Source organism: Paenibacillus sp. NPDC057886 (genome assembly GCF_042796655.1).
Classification (GTDB): Bacteria; Bacillota; Bacilli; order Paenibacillales; family Paenibacillaceae; genus Paenibacillus.
In genome coordinates this window covers 32,557-52,292 of record NZ_JBHVMZ010000004.1, presented here as the reverse complement: position 1 = coordinate 52,292, position 19,736 = coordinate 32,557, and the positions used below count along the sequence as shown (strand labels likewise).

Genomic DNA, 19,736 nt, shown 5'->3' with positions numbered 1-19,736 from the left:
GAGTACAGGTTAAAAGAACCTGTACTTTTTCTTATTTAGGGAGATGTGATATGAGAGGAGAAATGATTAGTTTAAATGAAAGTATTGCTACTGCTGCCAACAATATTATTAGTTGTAATTATCAGAAATCACAGACATTGGGTCACGCATGAGAAAATAAAAGATATCGTCACTTTGAATTTTTGGAGGCGCGTTTTCTATGCTACAGCATTATCATTTATAGGGTTCAACATTATAACGTCTTTGACAAGTTCAAATGATACCGCCACCCAAACAATCATTGGTTTACCAATTGTTTACGTCTACAGTATATTATTTAGTCCCTTAACTGAGGAGCTTATATGCAGAAAATTCATATTTGGATGGTTGGATAATAGGTATGGATTTTTTATAGCAGCCCTAACAAGTTCATTGGTTTTTGCAATTCCACACTTTAGTCTTTCATTAGTTTTAGGGTACATTTGGTTGGGAGCTGTATGGTCGTGGCATTACAAGAAAAGTGAAAATATCTTAGTAACAATAGTAAGTCATTCCATTTATAACCACATAACAATTTTATTGATGTCGATGGGAGGATAGTAAATACATATGATCAACAAATTAATTCAATATCTGTTCTGGAGTAAGGCGTTTGAGGGAATCAGAGAAGCACACAAGAAAATGTGCTATGAGTTAGGTAGATATGATGAAGAACAAGAATACTGTTATACATACATAGATGAAAAGTATCAAAAATAAAATAATAAGAGGTAAAATACATATGAGAATTAAAAGTGTGGTTATTGAGAAATATGCAGAACACTGTCCCTTGAGTTATATGAAATGCGACTCATTTAGTGAGGTGGAATATAAAATTGAGAGAAGCATTACTCTAGGTCAAACAATTAAGCGAAATGGGAATGAGAGACATGTACAATACTATCACAATTGTTTCATTCTTGAGGGAAATGTAGTAGTGGATATGTACAAGGACTTGAGTAAATGTGTTGATGTTAGAAAGTCAGTTAAAAATGCCTATGATTGGAAAGCTGGAAAAGCAATAGTTTAAGTAAAAGCCGTCTTTTATCAAAACTATAAATACATATAACAACGTATTTACAACCCAATAAGGAGATGAATAACATGGAATATCCAAGAAATATTGAATTGTCTACTCACGCATTCGAAAGAGTACAGGAGCGATTCCCTGACTATGGAAAAAACAAAAAAATGGCTACAGATTATATACGCTCAATATTGAAGAATTCTGAATACATCGGAGTTGTTCCCGATCAAGATGGTAAGGATTCGCATATGTATGTCTTTAATCATAGTATTGCTGTACACATTAGTTACGAAATGGAAGCAATTACAACTATATACCGAATTGAAGTAGACACAGTTAAACGCAACAAGCAAATTGGATTCAGGAGTAAGGTAGAAGAGTTGTACAAAAAAGAATTCCGCAAAATACATAGAACAGAATCTTCGAAACGCAAACAGATGAAATACTCTAAGGCAAAAAATGAGGCAGAAATTGCTGCGCTAAGATATAAGCAGTTGGTAACACGTTCTGAAAATGTAAGAGAGGCATGCGCAAAAAGAATTGTTGAGTTACAAAACGAGATTCTGATTAAAGAGAATGAGATAAAAGACATGCAAGTATTGAAACGCAGCGTTGCCTATGCAATCGCAACAGCGAGTTATTAAGGAGGTAGACCCGATGAACATTCTTGAAGCAGCTCAATATAATGCAAATGGATTTACAGTTCTATCGAATCAAGGTAAGAGATATTCATCAGACATGCTTAGAATTAAATGGATTGGGGCTCACTATGCATCTATGGATAGTTGTGGAATGACAGATGAAGAACGTAAGGGTGAATGGGAAGCAGTAATTAGTCTGAAATCGAAGGAGATATGAAATGAAGAACTATCGTACAGAGACTGCAACTGAAGAGAAAGATGTTCATGAATCAACAACTTGTAATAAATGTGGCAAAACAACGAAATATGAACAAGTAGATCATTACGTATGGGAAAATTTCGCTTATGAATTTTACGTGAACTTCAAAGAAGGGAGCATTTATGAGCGAGAGAAGTGGAAATTTGATCTTTGCGAAGAATGTGTAATCGAACTGATCAAGTCGCTTAAAATTGTTCCTGAATGGTTTGCTGTAGGCCATAATCCGCAAGATGCCTTTGAACATTGGAAAGCTACAGATTTTAAATAACTCAAAGAAAATCTAATTTCATAAGGAGAGGGAAGCATGAGAACGGTGTTTGGTGGTAAGGGTCAAATGAAAAGTAAGGATTGGATTTTTCTACGAAAACACAAGTCTATTCATGGTTGTTCTCGAAAGACTAAAAAGAGAGTAAGATGTTCAGCGAGATTGCTACGAGGTGCTGATAAGTGGGGAGAAATACACCATGATTTATTTTTTGAAGGGATACTATGAAAATAAAGAAGAAACATTTTAACTATGCTTCAAAACCATCGGCTAAAGTGTCACGTAAAACTAAAAAATACATCCGAAATTATTGTGACTGGTTGGTTACTGATGCGGATGAAATTGACCCAAACCTTCTCCTGTTCGACCTTCCAGATTGTGATGAATGCGAAGGTCAACGGCGTGTGGAGTATGGATATCCTTATGATCCATGGAACTCATATGATTGCCCGGAATGTGAAGGTACTGGCAAATATGGTTGGGAATACGACAAGGATGGCAACAAGGTACGAATGAGAGAATTTGTTAAACCAAGCAATAATGCAATCAGATTAAGCCGAAGAAAGTCTAATTAAAGGAGGAGTAATAGATGAATCAGTATCTTGTGTGCTTCAAAACAAAAACTGAATGGGAAGTCGGTCTAATGTTTAAGATTGATGTGTCAGTCAACAGACCTAATAATCCTTCTGATGATGAGATCATCAATGATTATCTGAAATTGAATTATGGTGAATCCATTGATTATGAAACTTTGCAATATCATGTTCTGGACGATGTTATACATATTGATGAAGACTATTGTGTAGAAACTTAATTGGATTAAAATAATAGGAGGTTTAATAATGAGAAACATTGAAGTTGGTCAGACGCTTTATGTAAACATCAGTGGATTCCTATATAAAGAGGCAAATTTAAAAGAATATAAAGTACAAAAAGTTAACACATCTAGTGTATATGTTGCTCAAGAAGGAGACAAGCATCCTCTTAGATTAGACAAGAGAACACTGACTAACAATAATGGAGTCTTAGGTCATTACAAGGCATATGTTAATGCGGAAGATTACTGGGGCAAGATCAATCGGGCAAAAGAACATCAAGATCTGACAGCCAACATTAAAGAGAAAATTGGTTCATTGAGTCTAGCACAATTAAAAGAAATTGAGACTCTTATTAATCAACAAAAGTCTGTGAAAGTCTAGTTTGATCAAAATAAGGAGAGGGAGTTTAAAATGGTAAACAACATGATAAGAAGATTGGAGCTGTTAGAGGCTGCCTATGAGACTATTGAAAGTGATGTTCGTATCTACAGACGTGGCCTCGTAACAGACCCGAAAAACCTTAATTTCGAGGAGTATTTATTCTCTTTAGTTCATTGTGATAATTTCTTAAGACCCTTTCTAGTACTTCCCCTACTTCTACCAGCAATAATTGGTTGGCTCGTTTCTTTTTTTCGATAAATGAGAGTCTTTTCTGGGAGAGTACCTTATCATACTTTTGTTGATATTCTAAATTAGCTTGTAGTAGAGTCATTTCTTTATCAATCTCTTGTTTAAAATCAAAAGAAAATCGACTGAAATCTAAACTCATTCTGATCACCTATGTATTGGATTTGATTCTATATGACTAACTAGGGTGACTATTGAACCAGTACATTAATACTATGACAAATTTCTACATACAGCAATCGGAACGTCAGTTCTTGTCAAGTGTTTTTAGTCAGGGGGTAAAAGTTCTTGACAAATCAAAATGTTTTGTTCTCTTTAGAGAAAGAAAGGAGTGCGAATGCTGAAAATCAAAGATGAATACTTCGAAAATATTGTTAACTCTATCAACAACAGGGCTTTGTATTTTGACGCTGAAGGTGGATGTGCCTGTGGACGAGTAGAAGTTAAATTAAGTGAACATTTATTTCTAAGCGTATATCGAAGTTGCCGTAAATCAAGTTCAACTCCAAATGATAAACTTTGGCACATTGAGAGTGCTGAATTTCATAGGCAGTCGTTCGACTTTATTGAAGATGGTTATCCAGAAGAAGTCAAAATGAAACTCGACAAAGAGCAAGAACGCATATTGATTAACGCTTTAAGAGTACAAACACAAGAGGTTTGGGGAGACGAATTTAGATAAATTACCTGTTTTAAGAAGAAAAAAAAGAAATCGCTCCAAATAAGGAACGACTCTTCATACGATTCACCATCTATTATACCCTTGCAGGTTTAATTTTACTTTGAAGAGTCACTTTAATCAAGATAAATAGTGCTAATTGAGTCTACAAATAAAAAAGGAAAATCACATCCAACAATACAAAAGAAAGATTCTACATTCAACATGTAGTCAATGGTGGAGACAATGAAAATAAGCATAAAACTGGAGAAACGTATTCCGAATTTTAATAATGAAGAAATGATTAAACTAGCAAAAGAGACAGGAGACAAAGAATTAAAAGACAAAATTATCAAAAACAACATGCATTTTGTAGTCAAATTGGCTAACAAAACGTTAACTAGCGGCTCACCTGAAGAACCAGATGAGTTAGTTAGTATGGGGATGGTTGGACTCATAAAAGCTTATGATACATATGATCACACTAAGAATATTAAATTCTCCACTTATTTAGCAAAGGTGGTAGTAAGGGAGTTCTCAGCAAATGCCAGAGCCAAAGGTATGAAGTGTCGTAGCAAATATAGCAGCATTAGTATGGATAACAATCTTTACAAGACAAACTCTGGAGGCAGCGAAAAATTATTGTCGGAAATATTGGCAGATGATAGTCATCTTGACTTGATTGCCATTGAAGACTCCATGTTCGACAATGTACTAAATGGATATATCGAACGTAAACTTACTCCAAAAGAGAAGATTGTTTCTCGTAAGTATTTCTTTGAGAGTATGAGTATTTCTGATATTGGCAGAGAGATGAATGTATCTAGACAAGCCGCACATCAGTATTTTAAAAGTAGTGTGAAGAAATTAGCTCCAGTATTCACCTAATACATAGAACACATAGTTTGAATGAAACTTATATTTTACATAGAAAAGAGGAGTATTTTGAGCGCAAACAAAATCATTAAGTACCATGTACGTGATAATGTCACATATAAAATCATATATAAAAATAATTCAAAATGGAATGAAAGAATGGGATTATTTCATTGCCACAATGTAAAAATCAAAAAGAAAATATGTCCTCTAGTATACCAAACAGTATTCAATAGGAATTATGCATTAAATATTGGAAAAAGCTATATTGAGAAGGCGATTGAAGAATATTTCGGAGAGGAAGATGTAAATGGATAATTCGCAACTTAAGGAACTATTCTACTCAAAAGAAATGGAGCAAATTCGAAAGGCTTATTACGACGAAGCTTATAAGCAAGGCAAGTTTGATGAAGCAGCAAGTAAAGGGTGTGTAGAAGAGGTTTTTGATTGGCAAGGTGACGACTTTAGTGTTTGGAAAGACAAGGTTTGGTACTCAGACAAAGATCAGTATCATGTCGGAGTCGAGGGATACATGGGATTCGAGGATATGACTCAAGCTATTGATTGTTATGAACAATTTAATGAAGCATTTAAACAATACATAGAACAAAATTGTGGATTAAAGGAAAAGCATCTAGGATGGCATAAAATCTATAGTGTTAGAGCTGTCAATGTGGCGTATGAGAATGAGTGTTATTGGATTTTTCTTGACGGGCACAAGTCTGAGGAAATAAGTGACCTGTATTGGTACATGTTTGATGTAATAGAGCAACTAAAACAAGTGAATGAGTCTCTGTAAAAGATGCATTTCATTCTTATTCAGAAAGGAATATTGATATATATGGATGAAAGTGTAATTCCCAAAGGAATGTACTGTTATGATGACCAAGGGTATTGTCCTTATTCTCGTGAAGACAAAAGATATAAATATGATGCCTATGGTTATGGCAATGTATCATCTACTTGGTGTGATTATTTAAAGCTTAATAGTGCTCAATTAGATTTTGAAGGTAGATATGAGAGAGATGGAAGTAAATGTTGGGCCGCTCATCTCATATACGATCTATGCAAAGTATGCGAGATAAACAAATGAATGAAGTAAGTAATCACTTAGGGATATACGGCTATAAGCCATCTGCAAGAATACATATAAATATTGACAGTTTATATTGTAGCAACTGTAAACTCACACCGAGATTTACCTCAACAAAAGAATACTTTGTGTCCACTAAATGGTATCAGTTTTCAAATTGCTTAGACATAAGTGCATGGATTATTTGTTCAGATTGCTACACACCTTTAAAGGTAAAGGAGGATAAGTAAATTGTCAGTTTGGTACACATCGGACAGCCATTTCTCACACAAGAACATTATTTCGCATGAGAACAGACCATTTAATACAATTGAAGAGATGGACGAATTCTTAATTGAGCTATGGAATAACACAGTGAACAGCAACGACAAAGTTTATCATCTAGGTGACTTAGTATTTGGCGGTATCACTAAATGGGAGAAAATCATCCCACGACTAAAAGGTAGAATCCATTTAACAGTAGGCAATCACGACAATGCTAATGCTGTAAAGAAAATGGCTCATCATTTTGAAGAAGTTGAGAATATGATTATTAGAAAAATTGATAAGCAGCATCTATTCCTGTTCCATTATCCGATTGAGATTGGGCTGACTCCAAATGCATACTCAATTCATGGTCATATTCACAGCAGACCATCGAACCATGTTAATCAGATCAATGTTGGTGTTGATAGCCAGTTCACAAGGGATACAGTTGGGTTTGGCAATTTGATTCCTGAAGAAGTAATTTTAGAAGAATTGAAAATTAGAAAAGAGCAAGTATTAGAGTTACGTTCAAATAGAGAGTAGAGGTGTTAGATTATTAAAGTTCAATATTACAAAATAATGCTTAAAAGAAAACTTCTAGATGAACTCATTGAAAAAGAAAAGTACGAAAAATACTTAGATAAATTATCTGAGTGGGAAACGAATTACGACTTAGAATATTACCAGAGCGAGCACGATCCATATTAAGCAGGAAGGTAAATAACTATGATTGAATTAAACGATAAGGAATTATTCTTGATATTTGAGAAGCAGCTAAGAATGTTTTACCCATCATTTAAAGATAGAAAGCTAAACTTAGAATACATTTTTGATATGGACTATGCGTATTATGATTATATAGAAAGAAAGCTCCACTTTAATAATTACATTATCTGTTTTCAGTTTGAGGGAGATGGCTTAAGAAAGATTAGCTACCAAGAAGCAGTCAGAATGGTTAAGTGCGAACATCCAGAAACAAAAGTGAAGTTAAATCTATACATAGATAATGAACGAAACGATATAGAAGATGAGAGCAGCTATCATAAATTTGTAAAGTTTAATTGCTTTGTAGATGTTGACGATGTTGAGCTTACCAAAGATCAGATTAGTTCAATGATTGACCTTGCCTTGGATACACGAACAGAAAGATGCAATAATGAAGAATGGCTAACTGAATTATCCTTGAAACATAAGGCTTTTATGAAGGGCAATTCCTGATGAAACATCAATTTGATGAGAACTAAATATAGATAAAACAAGAATAAAAATATGTACATTCTAAGTATTTAGTGTTATAATCATACTCATAGAGGCTACAAACGTACACAAATATACCAGTATGGCTTAATTGCGAACACTTGTGTACATGACTTTAGAGGAGGTTGTATCACTTTGAGTAATATACTGAACTTAGATCTGGGTTTTAAGTGGACCAAAGCAGAAAGAGATGGAAAATTTTATCGTCAGCCCACAATAGTAGGAGAAGCAAAAGACATGTTTGATCAAAATATTAAATCAGATCATTTCGTCTACAATGATGAACTATTTGTGGGAAATGTTGCGCTAGAATTCAGTGATATAAAGTATTTCTCACTAAACAACAAAAAGGCTGAAGCTGAAACTAGCGATGTTGTTATGAAGACCACTTTGGGATACTTGGCAAAGAAAGATAGAGTGAATTTGGTTAGTGGACTTCCCATTAACTTTTACTTCACACAAAAAGCTCCATTCGAAGAAAAACTACTTGGTCTAGCCGATCAAGGGGAATATAAAATTCGCAAGGGTAAAGGGAAGAGTTATCCTGTGCAACCCATCGTTGAAAGGTGCAAGACGGTTCCGCAGGGTTTGGGTATTACAATGGACTATTTACTAGACGATGATGGAAAGATCGTCAGATTAAAAGAAGCAAAGAAAAAGATACTTACGGCAGACTTAGGGTTTTACACTCTAAACCTATTGGGATTTGATAAGTCAACAATAATGAAAGAATCGAAAAGTGTATTGGTTGGTGTCGAGAAAGCCTACACACTGTTGCAAACTTACATACAAAAATTAACTGGACATACACCTGCAATTTATGAATTAGACCCATATGTGATTTCAGGTAAATACCAAGGCCATAACATTGTTCCTTTGATTAGAAGAGCATTCAAGTCATTGGCTTTACAGATTAAGAATGAAATCGAAAGTCTGAACACGGAATTTGACATATATTTAATTGCTGGTGGAGCTGCACGATATATCTTTGATTACTTAGATCTACCTAATAAAGTCTTGATGGATCAATTGGCTCAAGTGAGGGGATACGGGAAGATAGGTAGAAAATCATGGAAATAGCGGCAAGAGCAAGATTAAGACCGATTAAAGATGAAGATCTACGCGAAGCTTGGAAAAATCTGCCTCCACACGAAGATAAGAGTGATGTCGTAAGGAGAGCGCTTAGGTTGCTGTTCTTTGGTAGTACCCCTTATTTAAACAACACTCATTCCAACCACCCAGCCAATGAGGAAACTGTTGAATTCATTGTTCAGAGCAAAGTCGAACAATCAGAGGACGCAGAGCTATACGAAGAAAAGTTAGACGAGCTGTTCGAATCATTTTAATGTAGGCTTCGGCCTACTATACATAGATTATAATCAATAAAATCAGATGTGCATTTTGCACTTACACAGTCGCATATACTGTCTTAACGAGGTGATGACTGTGGACGAGAGCGTCAGAAGAATTACTGTTAATGATTCAAGGATCAATATTGTTTTTAACGCTGATGATGGACTAAAAGCACCATTAGAGCTAAGTGAGGAGAAGTCATTAACAAGTAATCATAATGAATCCGCAGCAGACATTTTTAGTGAGATGGGCGAAATGATTGGGCTGGATAAGGTAAAGGATCTCATTTACGAAATTTATTCTTTGATCCAAATAAACAAGTATCGTAGTGATGAGGGTTTAAAGAATAGTAAGCAAGTATATCACATGATATTTAAGGGTAATCCCGGAACTGGAAAAACTACAGTGGCAAGAATTATCTCTAAAATGCTTAACAAAATGGGTGTACTCAGTAAAGGCCACTTAATTGAGGTTGAACGTGCCGATTTAGTTGGGGAGTACATTGGTCATACAGCCTTGAAGACTCGTGACCTTGTTAAGAAGGCTATGGGCGGGATACTATTCATCGATGAGGCATATAGTCTTGCCCGTGGTGGAGAAAAAGATTTTGGAAAAGAGGCCATAGACACACTTGTGAAAGTTATGGAGGACAAAAGTGATGACCTGATCATCATATTAGCTGGATATCCCATAGAGATGGACGACTTTCTTCAAATCAATACAGGATTACCCTCTAGGTTTCCTATTCAGATCAACTTTGATGACTACTCTACAGATGAATTAATGTTGATTGCTCTAAAAATGGCATCAGAAAAAGATTACAACTTTACAGGTGATGCAGCAGATAAACTGAAGAACATAATACAAGAGGAAAAGGATCTAAGAATACACTTTAGCAATGCTAGGTATGTGCGTAATGTCATTGAGAAAGCAATTCGCCATCAAGCCGTTAGGCTAATGAGGAGACGCGAGAAGATATCTCGTCAAAGTCTGATGGAGATCGCTGCGCGAGATATTACATCTAATTTAAATGAGACTAAGAAGGTAGAAGGAATATATACAGTGTAGAGTCTCTAATGAGACTTAAAGGAGGTGATGATTATGTAAGCACATTACTAAAGTTGTTGTAAAATCAATATTTGATCAAGATTAAGGAGGTCGATAACCATTTGTGTATTTTGCAATTATCACAATCACAGGGACTACTCTAACATATTTACTCCAGACTGTTCAGTTAAGATAGATGATTATGTAAGAAGATCAAAGGAGCTTGACCATAGAATTCTATCTAGTATGGAACATGGATTTCAAGGAAGGTATTTTGATACCTATGATGTAGCAAAAAAAGAAGGTTTGAAATTTATCTTTGGAACAGAAGCATATTGGGTGAAAGATCGGTTTGAAAAAGATAATACAAATGGTCATATGTGTTTATTTGCCAAATCAGAAAAAGGGCGGCGTGATATCAACCGAATACTTTCTGAAGCAAATGAGACAGGCTATTATTATAAACCTCGCATTGACTTAGATTTGATTTCTACATTAGATCCAAACGAAGTTTTTGTAACAAGCGCATGTATAGCATTCTGGCAATATGAAGATGTAGAGAAAATCGTTCTTGATCTAAACTCTTACTTCGGGAAGAATTTTATGTTAGAAGTTCAAACACATCATACTGAGACACAAAAAAAATTACATCACAGAATATTGGATATTTCGGCAAAGCATAATATTGAATTGATTGCTGGATGTGATAGTCACTTCATATATCCAGAACAAGCAAAAGATAGGGATGCAGTTCTAGAGGCAAAAGGGATCGTATACGAAAATGAAGATGGTTGGTTTATGGACTATCCTGACGGTGAGACACTAAAAAGGCGTTTCATGGATCAAGGTGTCCTTAATGAGGAACAGATTGATAAAGCAATAAAGAATACATTGGTCTTTATGGATTTTGATGATTACGATTCTGATCTAATTAAGGTATTTAGTAATGACATTAAGCTTCCTACGTTATATCCAGAGCTGACACAAGATCAACGTGACCATAAATACAAACAGTTATTGAATGAAAAGTGGAGAGTAGCCAAGGACAGCATTCCAAAAGAGAAGCATTCTAAATACATAGAAGAAATTAGAAAAGAAGGATCTGTGGTTGTAAACACTGGAATGTCGGATTACTTTTTAATTGACCATAAAATCGTAGAAGAAGCCGTAGACATGGGTGGCATCATTACTCCAACTGGTCGTGGATCAGGCGTATCGTTTTATACAAACACTTTATTGGGATTTTCTAAGGTAGATCGAATATCTGCTCCAGTACATCTCTATCCCGAACGTTTTATGAGTGAAAGCCGAATCTTGCAAACAAAATCACTACCAGATTTAGATTTAAATTTGGGCAATCCTGAAGTGTTTATTGCAGCACAGAATAAAGTATTAGGTGAAGGGCATTCATATCCTATGATTGCTTATGGAACTTTCAAACGAAAATCAGGATTTAAGCTGTATGCTAAGTCGCAGAATCTTGATTTTGACATAGCAAACGAAGTATCCAAACAATTAGAGGAGTATGAAAATGATTTAAAATATGCTGAAGATGACGAGCAAGACTTGATAGATGTATATGACTATGTTGATAAAAAGTATCATCATCTCATTAAAGAGAGCGAAAAGTATACTGGCATCATCTCTGATAAGAAACCACATCCATGTGGACATTTAATATATCAAGGCAATATCAAAGAGGAAATTGGACTCATCAGGATTAAAAGTGAATCAACAAAGAAAGAAGTTATAGCAGCTCTAATTGATGGTGATATCGCAGAGCGTAAAAAATTTCTCAAGAACGACTTACTAAAAGTTGATGTAGTTAAAACAACCTATGATACGTATAAAAGAATTGGACTACCAATACATACAGAAACTGAACTATTAAATGTCATTAAAGACAACGATAAAGTATGGGATGTTTATACTAAGGGATTAACTGTCGGCATTAATCAGGTAGAAAAGTATTCTACGACTCAAAAGGTAATGAAATATAAACCAAAAAACATCTCAGAGTTAACAGCATTTATAGCGGCTATTAGACCATCTTTTAAGTCGATGTATCATACATTTGAAAGCAGAAAACCCTTTGCTTATGGAATTAGCAGTTTCGACGACCTCATACAGACTGAGGAAATGAAGAATTCATTTGTACTGTACCAAGAACAGACCATGGCAACACTCGCTTATGCAGGATTTCCTTCTGATGAAACATACGGGATCATCAAGGCAATTAGTAAGAAAAAACCAGCCGTAGTTAAACCATTGAAAGTACGATTCTTGAAAGGGTTCAGCAATAAGATACTTGAAAGAGAAACTGTATCTCAACAGGAAGCTTTTGATATGAGTGAAAAAGTATGGAAAATAATTGAGGATTCAAGCGGTTACGGATTTAATGCCTCTCATGCGTATAGCTATGCGCTTGATTCTGTATATTGTGCATATCTAAAAAGCCACTATCCAATCTATTTCTATGAATCATTGTTAAGACATTTTTCAGAGAAGAAGAATAAAGATAAGGTTGGACTTCTTAAAGAAGAAATGCAAAAAGGATTCGGAATTAAGGACGGAGGTATCAAGTTTGGAACAGATAATCGAAGCTTTGTGGCAGATGAGGGGCAAAATTCAATCTATGCTGATTTATCGGGCATAAAGTTTATGAACGTAAAAGTTGCTGAAGAACTTTTGGAGATTGGTAAAAATACATATGGAAGCTTTATCGACTTATTAGTTGATATAAATCTAAAAACTTCAGTTAACGCTAGGCAATTAAAAATACTCATTATGCTTAATTACTTCGATATGTTTGGTAACAATGGATATCTTGCTGCTTTGTTCAAGGAATTCTCAGATGGTAAATATAAATATAAAAAAACATATGTAGAAAAAACAATAAAACAACGACTCATAGAGTTAAAGAAAATTGAGATTGAATTAAAGAATCAAGAAGTACCAGCCATTCTTCCAAATGAAACAGTTATGTTTCAGATTGAACACATGGGTTATGCAGATGTCAGATATCCTGATACAAGTTCTGGATGGTGTGTAGTAACGGATATTGATACAAAGTATTCACCCAAATTGACTTTGTATGGTGTTCAAAAAGGTGAAACCAGAATCTTCAAGATGAGCAAAAAAACATTCAATGTGAAAGATCGCAATTTGAGAATCAATATTGGCGACTTAATTGAGATTACTGAGTTCAAGAAAAAAATGAAGTCTGTACCTGATGGAAACGGTAATTTCGTTGAAACAAATCAGTCTGAGACTTGGATCACTGGCTACAACAAGTATAAGAATAAGGAGAATACATAGATGGAAAACAAGCTTAGCAAGTCAAAGATTGAACAAATTATTGGACGTAAATTGACTAATGAAGAATATAAAGAAGTAATTGATACCGTGCTAAATCAGTTACTGGCTGATAAACAAGAAGGTAGATAAGAGAGGAATGATTGGTTGGCTACAAATCAAGGGCGAGTATTTGAAGAAGACTTTCAAAAATCTGCTGCGCAAGGTAAAGAGAAAATATTTTTCACCAGAATCAAGGATACTTTCATACCCCCAGATTTACGCAATAGAGTTAGGATAACAAGAAATGACTATGATTGCATGATGTTTGCAGAAAATCATCTTTTCACTTTAGAACTTAAATCAACGAAACTTAAGTCGATTAGCTTTGATGAGAGTATAGTTAAACAGCACCAGATAGATAAACTAGCAGAGGCAAATACATATGAAGGTGTAATATCAGGTTTCATTATGAACTTCCGAGAGCCTGAGAACAAAGTGTACTTTATACATATAGAAGAATTTTTGAAGTATCAAAACATAGCTCAGAATCAAATCAAGGAACATACATATAGAAGCAAAGTAAATAAAAGTAGTATTTCGCATGCGATTTGTGAAGAAATTGGGATTGAGATTAAGGGATTTAAGCCACGTACACGATGGCACTACCACTTAAAAGATTTTATAACGGAGGCAATCAATACATATGGAACCCAGTTGAAAGGAGTCACAATTGAACATTAAACTCAGAGAAAAGAGAATGGCTGAATACACAGTTGTAGACAGTTATATAGATAAAAACGATTATGCCCAATCCAAAGAAGAGATTGAAGGAAGACTTATGAGTTGGATTGAAGATATTCTCAATAAATACTCAGATGAAGATGGTCTTTAAAAAAAATTAGTGATATAATTATAAAAGTAAAAATAATAAATAAGGTGATGTTATATGATTGTTTTAAAGGACATGGAAAAGCTAAATCGGAGTGAAATTGAGGCCTTGATCGGAAAGATCAAGGCTATTGTTTATACCCGTGTATCATCTGACATACAGATAGACAACTATTCTTTAGAATCACAGATAGAGATATGTGTAAATGAAGCAAAAACGAAGTTTGATATTAACAAAGATGAAATTATTGTACTCAGAGAAGAAGCAGAATCAGGAGATAATCCTAATAGACCTATGCTCAACTACATTTTGTTTCTATTAGAAAAGGGTTTAGGGAACAAAGTAATTTTCTTGCATCCAGACAGACTAAGTAGACATCTCCATTTACAACAACAAATAACACATAAGATATGGGAACTTGGATGCGATCTTCATTTCGTTGAGTTTGATTTACAAAAAGACAATGCAGAATCGATGTTAAATTACAATATCCAAGGCTCTATTGCCCAGTACAATAAAGCTAAGATTCTTGCTAACACGAAACGTGGAAGAAGAGCTATGGTTGCCGATAATAAGATTCCCGGAATGAACAAAATCTACGGTTACGATTATGATAAAGATCTGAATACATTAATAGAGAACAAAACTGAAAAAGAAGGCTACTTAATCATGGTAAAAATGATTTTGGAAGGTTCAACATGCTCTGAGGTTGCAGAGTATTTAGCAAATAAAAAATACCTTGCTCCAAAGGGGGATGTTTGGTATCAAGCAACGATCAGCCGTATATTGAGAAACGAAACATACAAAGGAATTTATTATTATGGCAAGACCGAAGTAGTTCAGGTATCTGGAAAGAAGAAACAAGTTCCGAAGCCCAGAGATGAATGGCAGGAGATTATCATTCCCCAGTACATAGATGAGGTTCGATATAAGAGACTACAGAAATGTCTTGATGACAATAATAAAAATAGTGGCAAGCCATCAGAAGACTACTTATTGAGAAGTATCGCTAAATGTGGAAGATGTGGAGCAGCAGTATCATCTGGAATAACAACTAAAACTCAAAGTGGCACTCTTAAGTATTACACATGCACAAGAAAGGCTAAGAAATCCTATAGTGTTGAAACTGGTCAGTCTAACTCTACATGTAGAGGAGATAACTGGCGTGTGGATATGATTGATACTATAATATGGAAAGAAGTACTTAAGATCATCAACAACCCCAAAGAGCTGATCGATAAAATTTTAGAAAGGGCTTCTGATGCATCAAAAATTACTGAATTGCAAAAGAATCGAGATAATTTAAATAAGTTAATAAGAGAGAAAGAGGCCTCAAAAGCTAGATACATTGACCTTTATGCTGATGGATTTATCAAATCTAAAGATGAGTTAGCAAACAAGATTAAGCCAGTTGAAGATGAGATTGAAGTACTTAATAAGGAACATGCTGCAATATCCTACAACATTCAAATTGCTCAAGATAGTGATGAGAATATTAATGTAGCCGTTTCAATACTGAGTAAATATCAAAAGATAATAAAAAACAATTTAAAGATGGAAGATAAGAGAAAGATATTGCGTGTCTTCGTAGATAAAGTGGTACTCCATGACAATAAAAAACTAGAGATTGTCTATAAGTTCATCTCAGATGATAAACAGTATGAAAGTGACTCTACTAATTCTTATTCCGATTCTATCAATCGCCAAATCAATGGAAGATAATAAGAATCAGTTTATCCTCATCTTGGCGGGATACTCGGAAGAGATTGATTTTTTTCTGCAGACGAATCCCGGATTACCTTCCCGTTTTCCGATCCAGGTTGAATTTCCAGACTATAGCATTGATCAATTGATTCAAATTTCCGAGATTATGGCTAAGGAACGTGACTATATTCTCATGCCACAGACCATACTCAAACTAAAGCAGCATCTGCTTCAGGAAAAAAATGAATCTCTTCACGCGTTCAGTAACGCCCGATATGTTCGAAATGCCATTGAACGATCGATTCGTCATCAGGCAGTTCGACTATTGGAACAGTATACCCAGGGGAATCCGGGAAAACTGGAGCTGATGACCATTCGCACAGAGGATTTGAAGTTTGAGCAAAAGTAAGCGATAATATAATTTTTAACGCAGCCGGCCGGGTTAACCGGTTCGGCTTAAAGCATGCCATCTAAGGTGGCACAGAATATATGCGGAAACGTAGTAGAAGGAGTGAATATACACGATGACAAATGGAACACATGATACAGATATGGTTAAGAAGGATCGCGCCGTATTGGTGAGTCTGATTACCGATGAGGTCAAACGTTCGGGTATTAACCCGGAGTACTCCCTTGAGGAGTTGGTAAAACTCGCCGAGACGGCAGGCGTGGAAGTGCTGAGTGTATTGTCACAGAACCGGGAAACCCGGGACACCAAATGGTTCATTGGTAAGGGGAAAGTGGAAGAACTCCGTGCAATAGCTGAAGAAATGGGAGCAACAACAGCTATCTTCGACCAGGAACTGTCTGGTGCTCAGGTGCGCAACCTGGAAGAAGCGTTAGATCTCAAAATTATTGACCGTACCCAGCTGATATTGGATATCTTCGCGCAACGTGCCAACACGAGAGAAGGTATTATCCAGGTTGAATTGGCTCAGTTGAGCTATTTGTTACCACGTTTGTCGGGTCACGGGAAAAATTTGTCCAGACTCGGCGGCGGAATTGGAACGCGGGGTCCAGGTGAAAGTAAACTGGAGACAGATCGTCGACATATTCGTGGCCGCATAGATGACCTGAAGCGTCATTTGGAAGAAGTGACACGTCATCGCAAGCTGCACCGGGAGCGTCGCAAAAAGACGGGGATCGTTCAGGTAGCCCTTGTAGGTTATACGAATGCGGGTAAATCAACCTTGCTTAAACAATTAACTGCAGCAGATGTGTACATTCAAGATCAGCTGTTTGCCACACTGGATCCAACTTCACGGACAATGGAACTGCCAAGTGGTAAAGAAATCGTACTCACGGATACGGTTGGGTTTATACAGAACCTTCCTCATGATCTGATTGCAGCTTTCAGGGCAACACTGGAGGAAGTGAATGAAGCGGACCTTATATTGCATGTGGTCGATGCATCGTCTGCAATGCGTGAAGATCAGATGAAAACGGTACACACGATTTTGCAGCAACTGGGTTCAGGGGACAAGCCTCAATTGGTATTGTATAACAAAAAGGATGCTTGTACACCGGAGCAGCTTGAAATGCTTCCTTTGGATAAAGAACATATCAAAGTGAGCGCACTGGATGCGGATGACTTGCTGAAAATTCGGGAGCTTATCCAGGCCGAATTGACTGGCGACACAAAACGGTTCCGTATTCCGGCTGAGCGTGGGGATCTTACATCGGTACTTTACAAAATTGGCGATGTTGTTGAGACCACATTTGAAGATAATGATGTAATTTATGAAGTGGAACTGCAAAAAGGCGAATATGAGAAATTCGGTTATTTACTTGAAGATTTCATACAACTGTAACATCGATGACATATTTGTATGATAAGTTGACACGATAATTGATGTTTGACGTCAGATTCGTGCTATGAAGGGGAATGAAGCAAGATGGCAAGCTTTGATTCAGAGATTATTGAACTTCAACGACAGGTTGAACGTCAGATTGAAGGGCAATTACAACAGATTGACCGGATCACCGATCAAAACCAATGGAAAGTAATCAATGCTTTTCAGCGTAGAAAAGTCAGCGATTTTCATTTTGCGGGTTCAACGGGGTACGCTTATAACGATCGCGGGCGTGAGGTGCTTGATGAAGTATATGCCGATGTGTTCGGTGCAGAGGCGGCACTGGTGCGTCCCCATTTTGCATCAGGTACCCACACCATTGCTACAGCTTTGTTCGGTGTACTCCGTCCAGGCGACGAGTTGTTGTACATTACGGGTAAGCCCTATGACACATTGCATAAGGTCATTGGCAAGCCTGGCGATGGAACAGGATCGTTACGCGATTTCGGCATTGGCTATCAAGAGACGGCATTGCTGGAAGATGGCGGAGTAGATTGGACAGCAGTAGAGAAAAGTATCAATGCAGCGACAAAAGTCATTGGTATTCAACGGTCCAGAGGATATGATTGGAGATCTTCCTTCTGTATTGAAGAAATTGCGGATATGGTTGCACGTGTGAAGGCGATCAAGGAAGATGTCATCGTATTTGTGGATAACTGTTATGGTGAATTCACGGAGGAACGTGAACCGACTGAAATCGGGGTAGATCTGATGGCAGGTTCACTGATTAAAAATCCCGGTGGAGGTCTGGCAGAAACCGGTGGATACATATGCGGGAAGGAAAAGTACGTACAATTGGCAGCCTATCGTTTGACTGCGCCCGGAATTGGCGGTGAGGTTGGCGCAATGTTAGGCACGACTCGTGGCATCTACCAAGGACTTTACATGGCACCGACAATTGTTGGACAGGCCATTAAAGGGAGTACATTCGCTGCAGCGATGTTTGCCGCATCCGGGTTTGTGACCAAACCGGCATGGAATGAGACACGTACCGATTTGATTCAGGCTGTTCAATTTAGTTCAGCAGAGCATTTGATTGCCTTTGTACAAGGAATACAGCGGGCAGCTGCAGTAGATAGTCATGTGGTTCCTGAACCGTGGGACATGCCTGGTTATGAGCACCCTGTCATCATGGCGGCAGGTACGTTTATACAGGGTGGGAGCCTTGAATTGTCTGCAGATGCGCCTATCCGTGAGCCTTTTATTGGCTATATGCAGGGTGGTTTAACGTACTCTCATGTTAAATATGGCGTTTTGATGGCATTACAGACTATGAAAGATCGCAAATTATTGTGAGTTTATCTAACACATCATTGACACTTAGCAATAACTAAATGTACAATAGAGTGAAGAAATGATGACTGGAAGGTTGATGAATGATGGGTGACGAAATTCGCAGAAATATGGCCTTATTCCCGATAGGTATTGTAATGAAACTTACGGATCTGTCCGCACGTCAGATTCGTTATTATGAGCAGCACAGTTTGATTGTTCCTGCGAGAACGTCAGGTAATCAGCGTTTGTTCTCTTTCAATGACGTAGAACGGTTGCTGGAAATCAAGGCTCTAATTGAAAAAGGAGTTAACATCGCGGGTATTAAACAAGTGATGAATCCTGTATCCAAAGAGTCAGAAGAAGCGACTGTTATTACAGCTGATACGGAAGTGAAACGCAGAGAGCTGTCGGACTCCCAACTGCACCGTCTGCTTAAACAACAACTAGTGTCAGGTAAGAGACCTGGACAAGTATCTCTCATTCAGGGAGAGCTTTCCCGTTTCTTTAATAAATAATAAGTTCGTATAACCTCG

Annotated in this window: 27 protein-coding genes and 1 pseudogene; 27 read left to right on the top strand and 1 reads right to left on the bottom strand. The window is 36.7% G+C overall.

Going from position 1 to position 19,736, the window contains the following annotated elements; genetic code table 11:
- Positions 1–75 precede the first annotated feature (75 nt).
- From ACFVQB_RS14060 to ACFVQB_RS14025, 8 genes are all read left to right on the top strand, one after another.
- Positions 76–579 (top strand): CPBP family intramembrane glutamic endopeptidase, encoded by a 504-nt coding sequence (locus ACFVQB_RS14060; RefSeq protein ID WP_379439923.1) that lies wholly within the window; start codon positions 76–78, stop codon positions 577–579.
- A 181-nt stretch (positions 580–760) separates the two neighbouring features.
- The gene (locus ACFVQB_RS14055) at positions 761–1,048 is read left to right on the top strand and encodes a hypothetical protein (protein ID WP_379439920.1); all 288 of its coding nucleotides are present in this window, start codon (positions 761–763) and stop codon (positions 1,046–1,048) included.
- Between the two features lie 74 nt (positions 1,049–1,122).
- On the top strand, positions 1,123–1,689 hold the full coding sequence (locus ACFVQB_RS14050; protein ID WP_379439917.1) for a hypothetical protein: 567 nt from the start codon (positions 1,123–1,125) through the stop codon (positions 1,687–1,689).
- A gap of 13 nt (positions 1,690–1,702) precedes the next feature.
- A complete protein-coding gene (locus ACFVQB_RS14045; protein WP_379439915.1) occupies positions 1,703–1,903 on the top strand; it encodes a hypothetical protein in 201 nt (66 codons plus the stop codon).
- 1 nt (position 1,904) lies between these two features.
- Positions 1,905–2,213, top strand: coding sequence for a hypothetical protein (locus ACFVQB_RS14040; protein ID WP_379439912.1), 309 nt, complete (start codon positions 1,905–1,907; stop codon positions 2,211–2,213).
- 221 nt (positions 2,214–2,434) lie between these two features.
- Entirely contained in the window at positions 2,435–2,785 is a 351-nt protein-coding gene (locus ACFVQB_RS14035) for a hypothetical protein (RefSeq protein ID WP_379439910.1), read from the top strand.
- Positions 2,786–2,799: 14 nt separating this feature from the next.
- The gene (locus ACFVQB_RS14030) at positions 2,800–3,024 is read left to right on the top strand and encodes a hypothetical protein (protein WP_379439907.1); all 225 of its coding nucleotides are present in this window, start codon (positions 2,800–2,802) and stop codon (positions 3,022–3,024) included.
- A 28-nt stretch (positions 3,025–3,052) separates the two neighbouring features.
- Positions 3,053–3,409: a beta barrel domain-containing protein gene (locus ACFVQB_RS14025; RefSeq protein WP_379439905.1), complete on the top strand. Its 357-nt coding sequence runs from the start codon at positions 3,053–3,055 to the stop codon at positions 3,407–3,409.
- A gap of 139 nt (positions 3,410–3,548) precedes the next feature.
- Here ACFVQB_RS14025 and ACFVQB_RS14020 read toward each other — a convergent pair whose 3' ends face one another.
- Positions 3,549–3,797 (bottom strand): hypothetical protein, encoded by a 249-nt coding sequence (locus ACFVQB_RS14020; RefSeq protein ID WP_379439902.1) that lies wholly within the window; start codon positions 3,795–3,797, stop codon positions 3,549–3,551.
- Between the two features lie 195 nt (positions 3,798–3,992).
- Here ACFVQB_RS14020 and ACFVQB_RS14015 point away from each other — a divergent pair, with 195 nt between their 5' ends.
- The 19 genes and pseudogenes from ACFVQB_RS14015 (at position 3,993) to ACFVQB_RS13925 (ending at position 19,718) form a co-directional block, all read left to right on the top strand.
- Positions 3,993–4,337 carry a hypothetical protein gene (locus ACFVQB_RS14015; protein ID WP_379439900.1) on the top strand — a complete coding sequence of 115 codons (345 nt, stop codon included), beginning with the start codon at positions 3,993–3,995 and terminating at the stop codon, positions 4,335–4,337.
- Positions 4,338–4,559: 222 nt separating this feature from the next.
- Complete coding sequence (locus tag ACFVQB_RS14010; protein ID WP_379439897.1) at positions 4,560–5,201, top strand: sigma-70 family RNA polymerase sigma factor; 642 nt, start codon at positions 4,560–4,562, stop codon at positions 5,199–5,201.
- A 57-nt stretch (positions 5,202–5,258) separates the two neighbouring features.
- Positions 5,259–5,507: a hypothetical protein gene (locus ACFVQB_RS14005; RefSeq protein ID WP_379439894.1), complete on the top strand. Its 249-nt coding sequence runs from the start codon at positions 5,259–5,261 to the stop codon at positions 5,505–5,507.
- The gene (locus ACFVQB_RS14000) at positions 5,500–5,988 is read left to right on the top strand and encodes a hypothetical protein (RefSeq protein WP_379439891.1); all 489 of its coding nucleotides are present in this window, start codon (positions 5,500–5,502) and stop codon (positions 5,986–5,988) included. Before ACFVQB_RS14005 ends, ACFVQB_RS14000 begins: the two co-directional genes overlap by 8 nt.
- 42 nt (positions 5,989–6,030) lie before the next feature.
- A complete protein-coding gene (locus ACFVQB_RS13995; RefSeq protein WP_379439889.1) occupies positions 6,031–6,282 on the top strand; it encodes a hypothetical protein in 252 nt (83 codons plus the stop codon).
- A 231-nt stretch (positions 6,283–6,513) separates the two neighbouring features.
- On the top strand, positions 6,514–7,071 hold the full coding sequence (locus tag ACFVQB_RS13990; RefSeq protein ID WP_379439886.1) for a hypothetical protein: 558 nt from the start codon (positions 6,514–6,516) through the stop codon (positions 7,069–7,071).
- Positions 7,072–7,254: 183 nt separating this feature from the next.
- Positions 7,255–7,746: a hypothetical protein gene (locus ACFVQB_RS13985; protein WP_379439883.1), complete on the top strand. Its 492-nt coding sequence runs from the start codon at positions 7,255–7,257 to the stop codon at positions 7,744–7,746.
- Positions 7,747–7,920: 174 nt separating this feature from the next.
- A complete protein-coding gene (locus tag ACFVQB_RS13980) occupies positions 7,921–8,865 on the top strand; it encodes a ParM/StbA family protein (RefSeq protein ID WP_379439881.1) in 945 nt (314 codons plus the stop codon).
- A complete protein-coding gene (locus ACFVQB_RS13975) occupies positions 8,856–9,131 on the top strand; it encodes a hypothetical protein (protein WP_379439879.1) in 276 nt (91 codons plus the stop codon). Before ACFVQB_RS13980 ends, ACFVQB_RS13975 begins: the two co-directional genes overlap by 10 nt.
- A gap of 94 nt (positions 9,132–9,225) precedes the next feature.
- Complete coding sequence (locus tag ACFVQB_RS13970) at positions 9,226–10,206, top strand: AAA family ATPase (protein WP_379439877.1); 981 nt, start codon at positions 9,226–9,228, stop codon at positions 10,204–10,206.
- A 93-nt stretch (positions 10,207–10,299) separates the two neighbouring features.
- Positions 10,300–13,503, top strand: a complete 3,204-nt coding sequence (locus ACFVQB_RS13965; protein WP_379441362.1) for a PHP domain-containing protein — start codon at positions 10,300–10,302, stop codon at positions 13,501–13,503.
- Positions 13,504–13,632 (top strand): hypothetical protein, encoded by a 129-nt coding sequence (locus tag ACFVQB_RS13960; RefSeq protein WP_379439875.1) that lies wholly within the window; start codon positions 13,504–13,506, stop codon positions 13,630–13,632.
- 15 nt (positions 13,633–13,647) lie between these two features.
- Entirely contained in the window at positions 13,648–14,223 is a 576-nt protein-coding gene (locus ACFVQB_RS13955; protein WP_379439872.1) for a hypothetical protein, read from the top strand.
- A complete protein-coding gene (locus tag ACFVQB_RS13950) occupies positions 14,213–14,374 on the top strand; it encodes a hypothetical protein (protein WP_379439869.1) in 162 nt (53 codons plus the stop codon). The genes ACFVQB_RS13955 and ACFVQB_RS13950 overlap by 11 nt, the downstream gene beginning before the upstream one ends.
- Positions 14,375–14,428: 54 nt before the next feature.
- On the top strand, positions 14,429–16,093 hold the full coding sequence (locus ACFVQB_RS13945) for a recombinase family protein (RefSeq protein WP_379439866.1): 1,665 nt from the start codon (positions 14,429–14,431) through the stop codon (positions 16,091–16,093).
- A pseudogene (locus tag ACFVQB_RS13940) lies at positions 16,068–16,484 on the top strand (AAA family ATPase); the annotation flags it as partial. The gene ACFVQB_RS13945 and the pseudogene ACFVQB_RS13940, both read left to right, overlap by 26 nt.
- A gap of 115 nt (positions 16,485–16,599) precedes the next feature.
- Positions 16,600–17,886 (top strand): GTPase HflX, encoded by a 1,287-nt coding sequence (gene hflX / locus ACFVQB_RS13935; protein WP_379439863.1) that lies wholly within the window; start codon positions 16,600–16,602, stop codon positions 17,884–17,886.
- An 84-nt stretch (positions 17,887–17,970) separates the two neighbouring features.
- Positions 17,971–19,224 carry a methionine gamma-lyase family protein gene (locus ACFVQB_RS13930; RefSeq protein ID WP_379439860.1) on the top strand — a complete coding sequence of 418 codons (1,254 nt, stop codon included), beginning with the start codon at positions 17,971–17,973 and terminating at the stop codon, positions 19,222–19,224.
- A gap of 83 nt (positions 19,225–19,307) precedes the next feature.
- Complete coding sequence (locus tag ACFVQB_RS13925; protein ID WP_379441338.1) at positions 19,308–19,718, top strand: MerR family transcriptional regulator; 411 nt, start codon at positions 19,308–19,310, stop codon at positions 19,716–19,718.
- The last annotated feature ends 18 nt before the right edge of the window (positions 19,719–19,736 follow it).

Coding starts and splice junctions, on each gene's coding strand:
- ACFVQB_RS14060 (WP_379439923.1), top strand. CDS start 76: ATGAAAGTATTGCTACTGCTGCCAACAATATTATTAGTTGTAATTATC.
- ACFVQB_RS14055 (WP_379439920.1), top strand. CDS start 761: ATGAGAATTAAAAGTGTGGTTATTGAGAAATATGCAGAACACTGTCCC.
- ACFVQB_RS14050 (WP_379439917.1), top strand. CDS start 1,123: ATGGAATATCCAAGAAATATTGAATTGTCTACTCACGCATTCGAAAGA.
- ACFVQB_RS14045 (WP_379439915.1), top strand. CDS start 1,703: ATGAACATTCTTGAAGCAGCTCAATATAATGCAAATGGATTTACAGTT.
- ACFVQB_RS14040 (WP_379439912.1), top strand. CDS start 1,905: ATGAAGAACTATCGTACAGAGACTGCAACTGAAGAGAAAGATGTTCAT.
- ACFVQB_RS14035 (WP_379439910.1), top strand. CDS start 2,435: ATGAAAATAAAGAAGAAACATTTTAACTATGCTTCAAAACCATCGGCT.
- ACFVQB_RS14030 (WP_379439907.1), top strand. CDS start 2,800: ATGAATCAGTATCTTGTGTGCTTCAAAACAAAAACTGAATGGGAAGTC.
- ACFVQB_RS14025 (WP_379439905.1), top strand. CDS start 3,053: ATGAGAAACATTGAAGTTGGTCAGACGCTTTATGTAAACATCAGTGGA.
- ACFVQB_RS14020 (WP_379439902.1), bottom strand. CDS start 3,797: ATGAGTTTAGATTTCAGTCGATTTTCTTTTGATTTTAAACAAGAGATT.
- ACFVQB_RS14015 (WP_379439900.1), top strand. CDS start 3,993: ATGCTGAAAATCAAAGATGAATACTTCGAAAATATTGTTAACTCTATC.
- ACFVQB_RS14010 (WP_379439897.1), top strand. CDS start 4,560: ATGAAAATAAGCATAAAACTGGAGAAACGTATTCCGAATTTTAATAAT.
- ACFVQB_RS14000 (WP_379439891.1), top strand. CDS start 5,500: ATGGATAATTCGCAACTTAAGGAACTATTCTACTCAAAAGAAATGGAG.
- ACFVQB_RS13995 (WP_379439889.1), top strand. CDS start 6,031: ATGGATGAAAGTGTAATTCCCAAAGGAATGTACTGTTATGATGACCAA.
- ACFVQB_RS13985 (WP_379439883.1), top strand. CDS start 7,255: ATGATTGAATTAAACGATAAGGAATTATTCTTGATATTTGAGAAGCAG.
- ACFVQB_RS13975 (WP_379439879.1), top strand. CDS start 8,856: ATGGAAATAGCGGCAAGAGCAAGATTAAGACCGATTAAAGATGAAGAT.
- ACFVQB_RS13970 (WP_379439877.1), top strand. CDS start 9,226: ATGACTGTGGACGAGAGCGTCAGAAGAATTACTGTTAATGATTCAAGG.
- ACFVQB_RS13960 (WP_379439875.1), top strand. CDS start 13,504: ATGGAAAACAAGCTTAGCAAGTCAAAGATTGAACAAATTATTGGACGT.
- ACFVQB_RS13945 (WP_379439866.1), top strand. CDS start 14,429: ATGATTGTTTTAAAGGACATGGAAAAGCTAAATCGGAGTGAAATTGAG.
- hflX (WP_379439863.1), top strand. CDS start 16,600: ATGACAAATGGAACACATGATACAGATATGGTTAAGAAGGATCGCGCC.
- ACFVQB_RS13930 (WP_379439860.1), top strand. CDS start 17,971: ATGGCAAGCTTTGATTCAGAGATTATTGAACTTCAACGACAGGTTGAA.
- ACFVQB_RS13925 (WP_379441338.1), top strand. CDS start 19,308: ATGGGTGACGAAATTCGCAGAAATATGGCCTTATTCCCGATAGGTATT.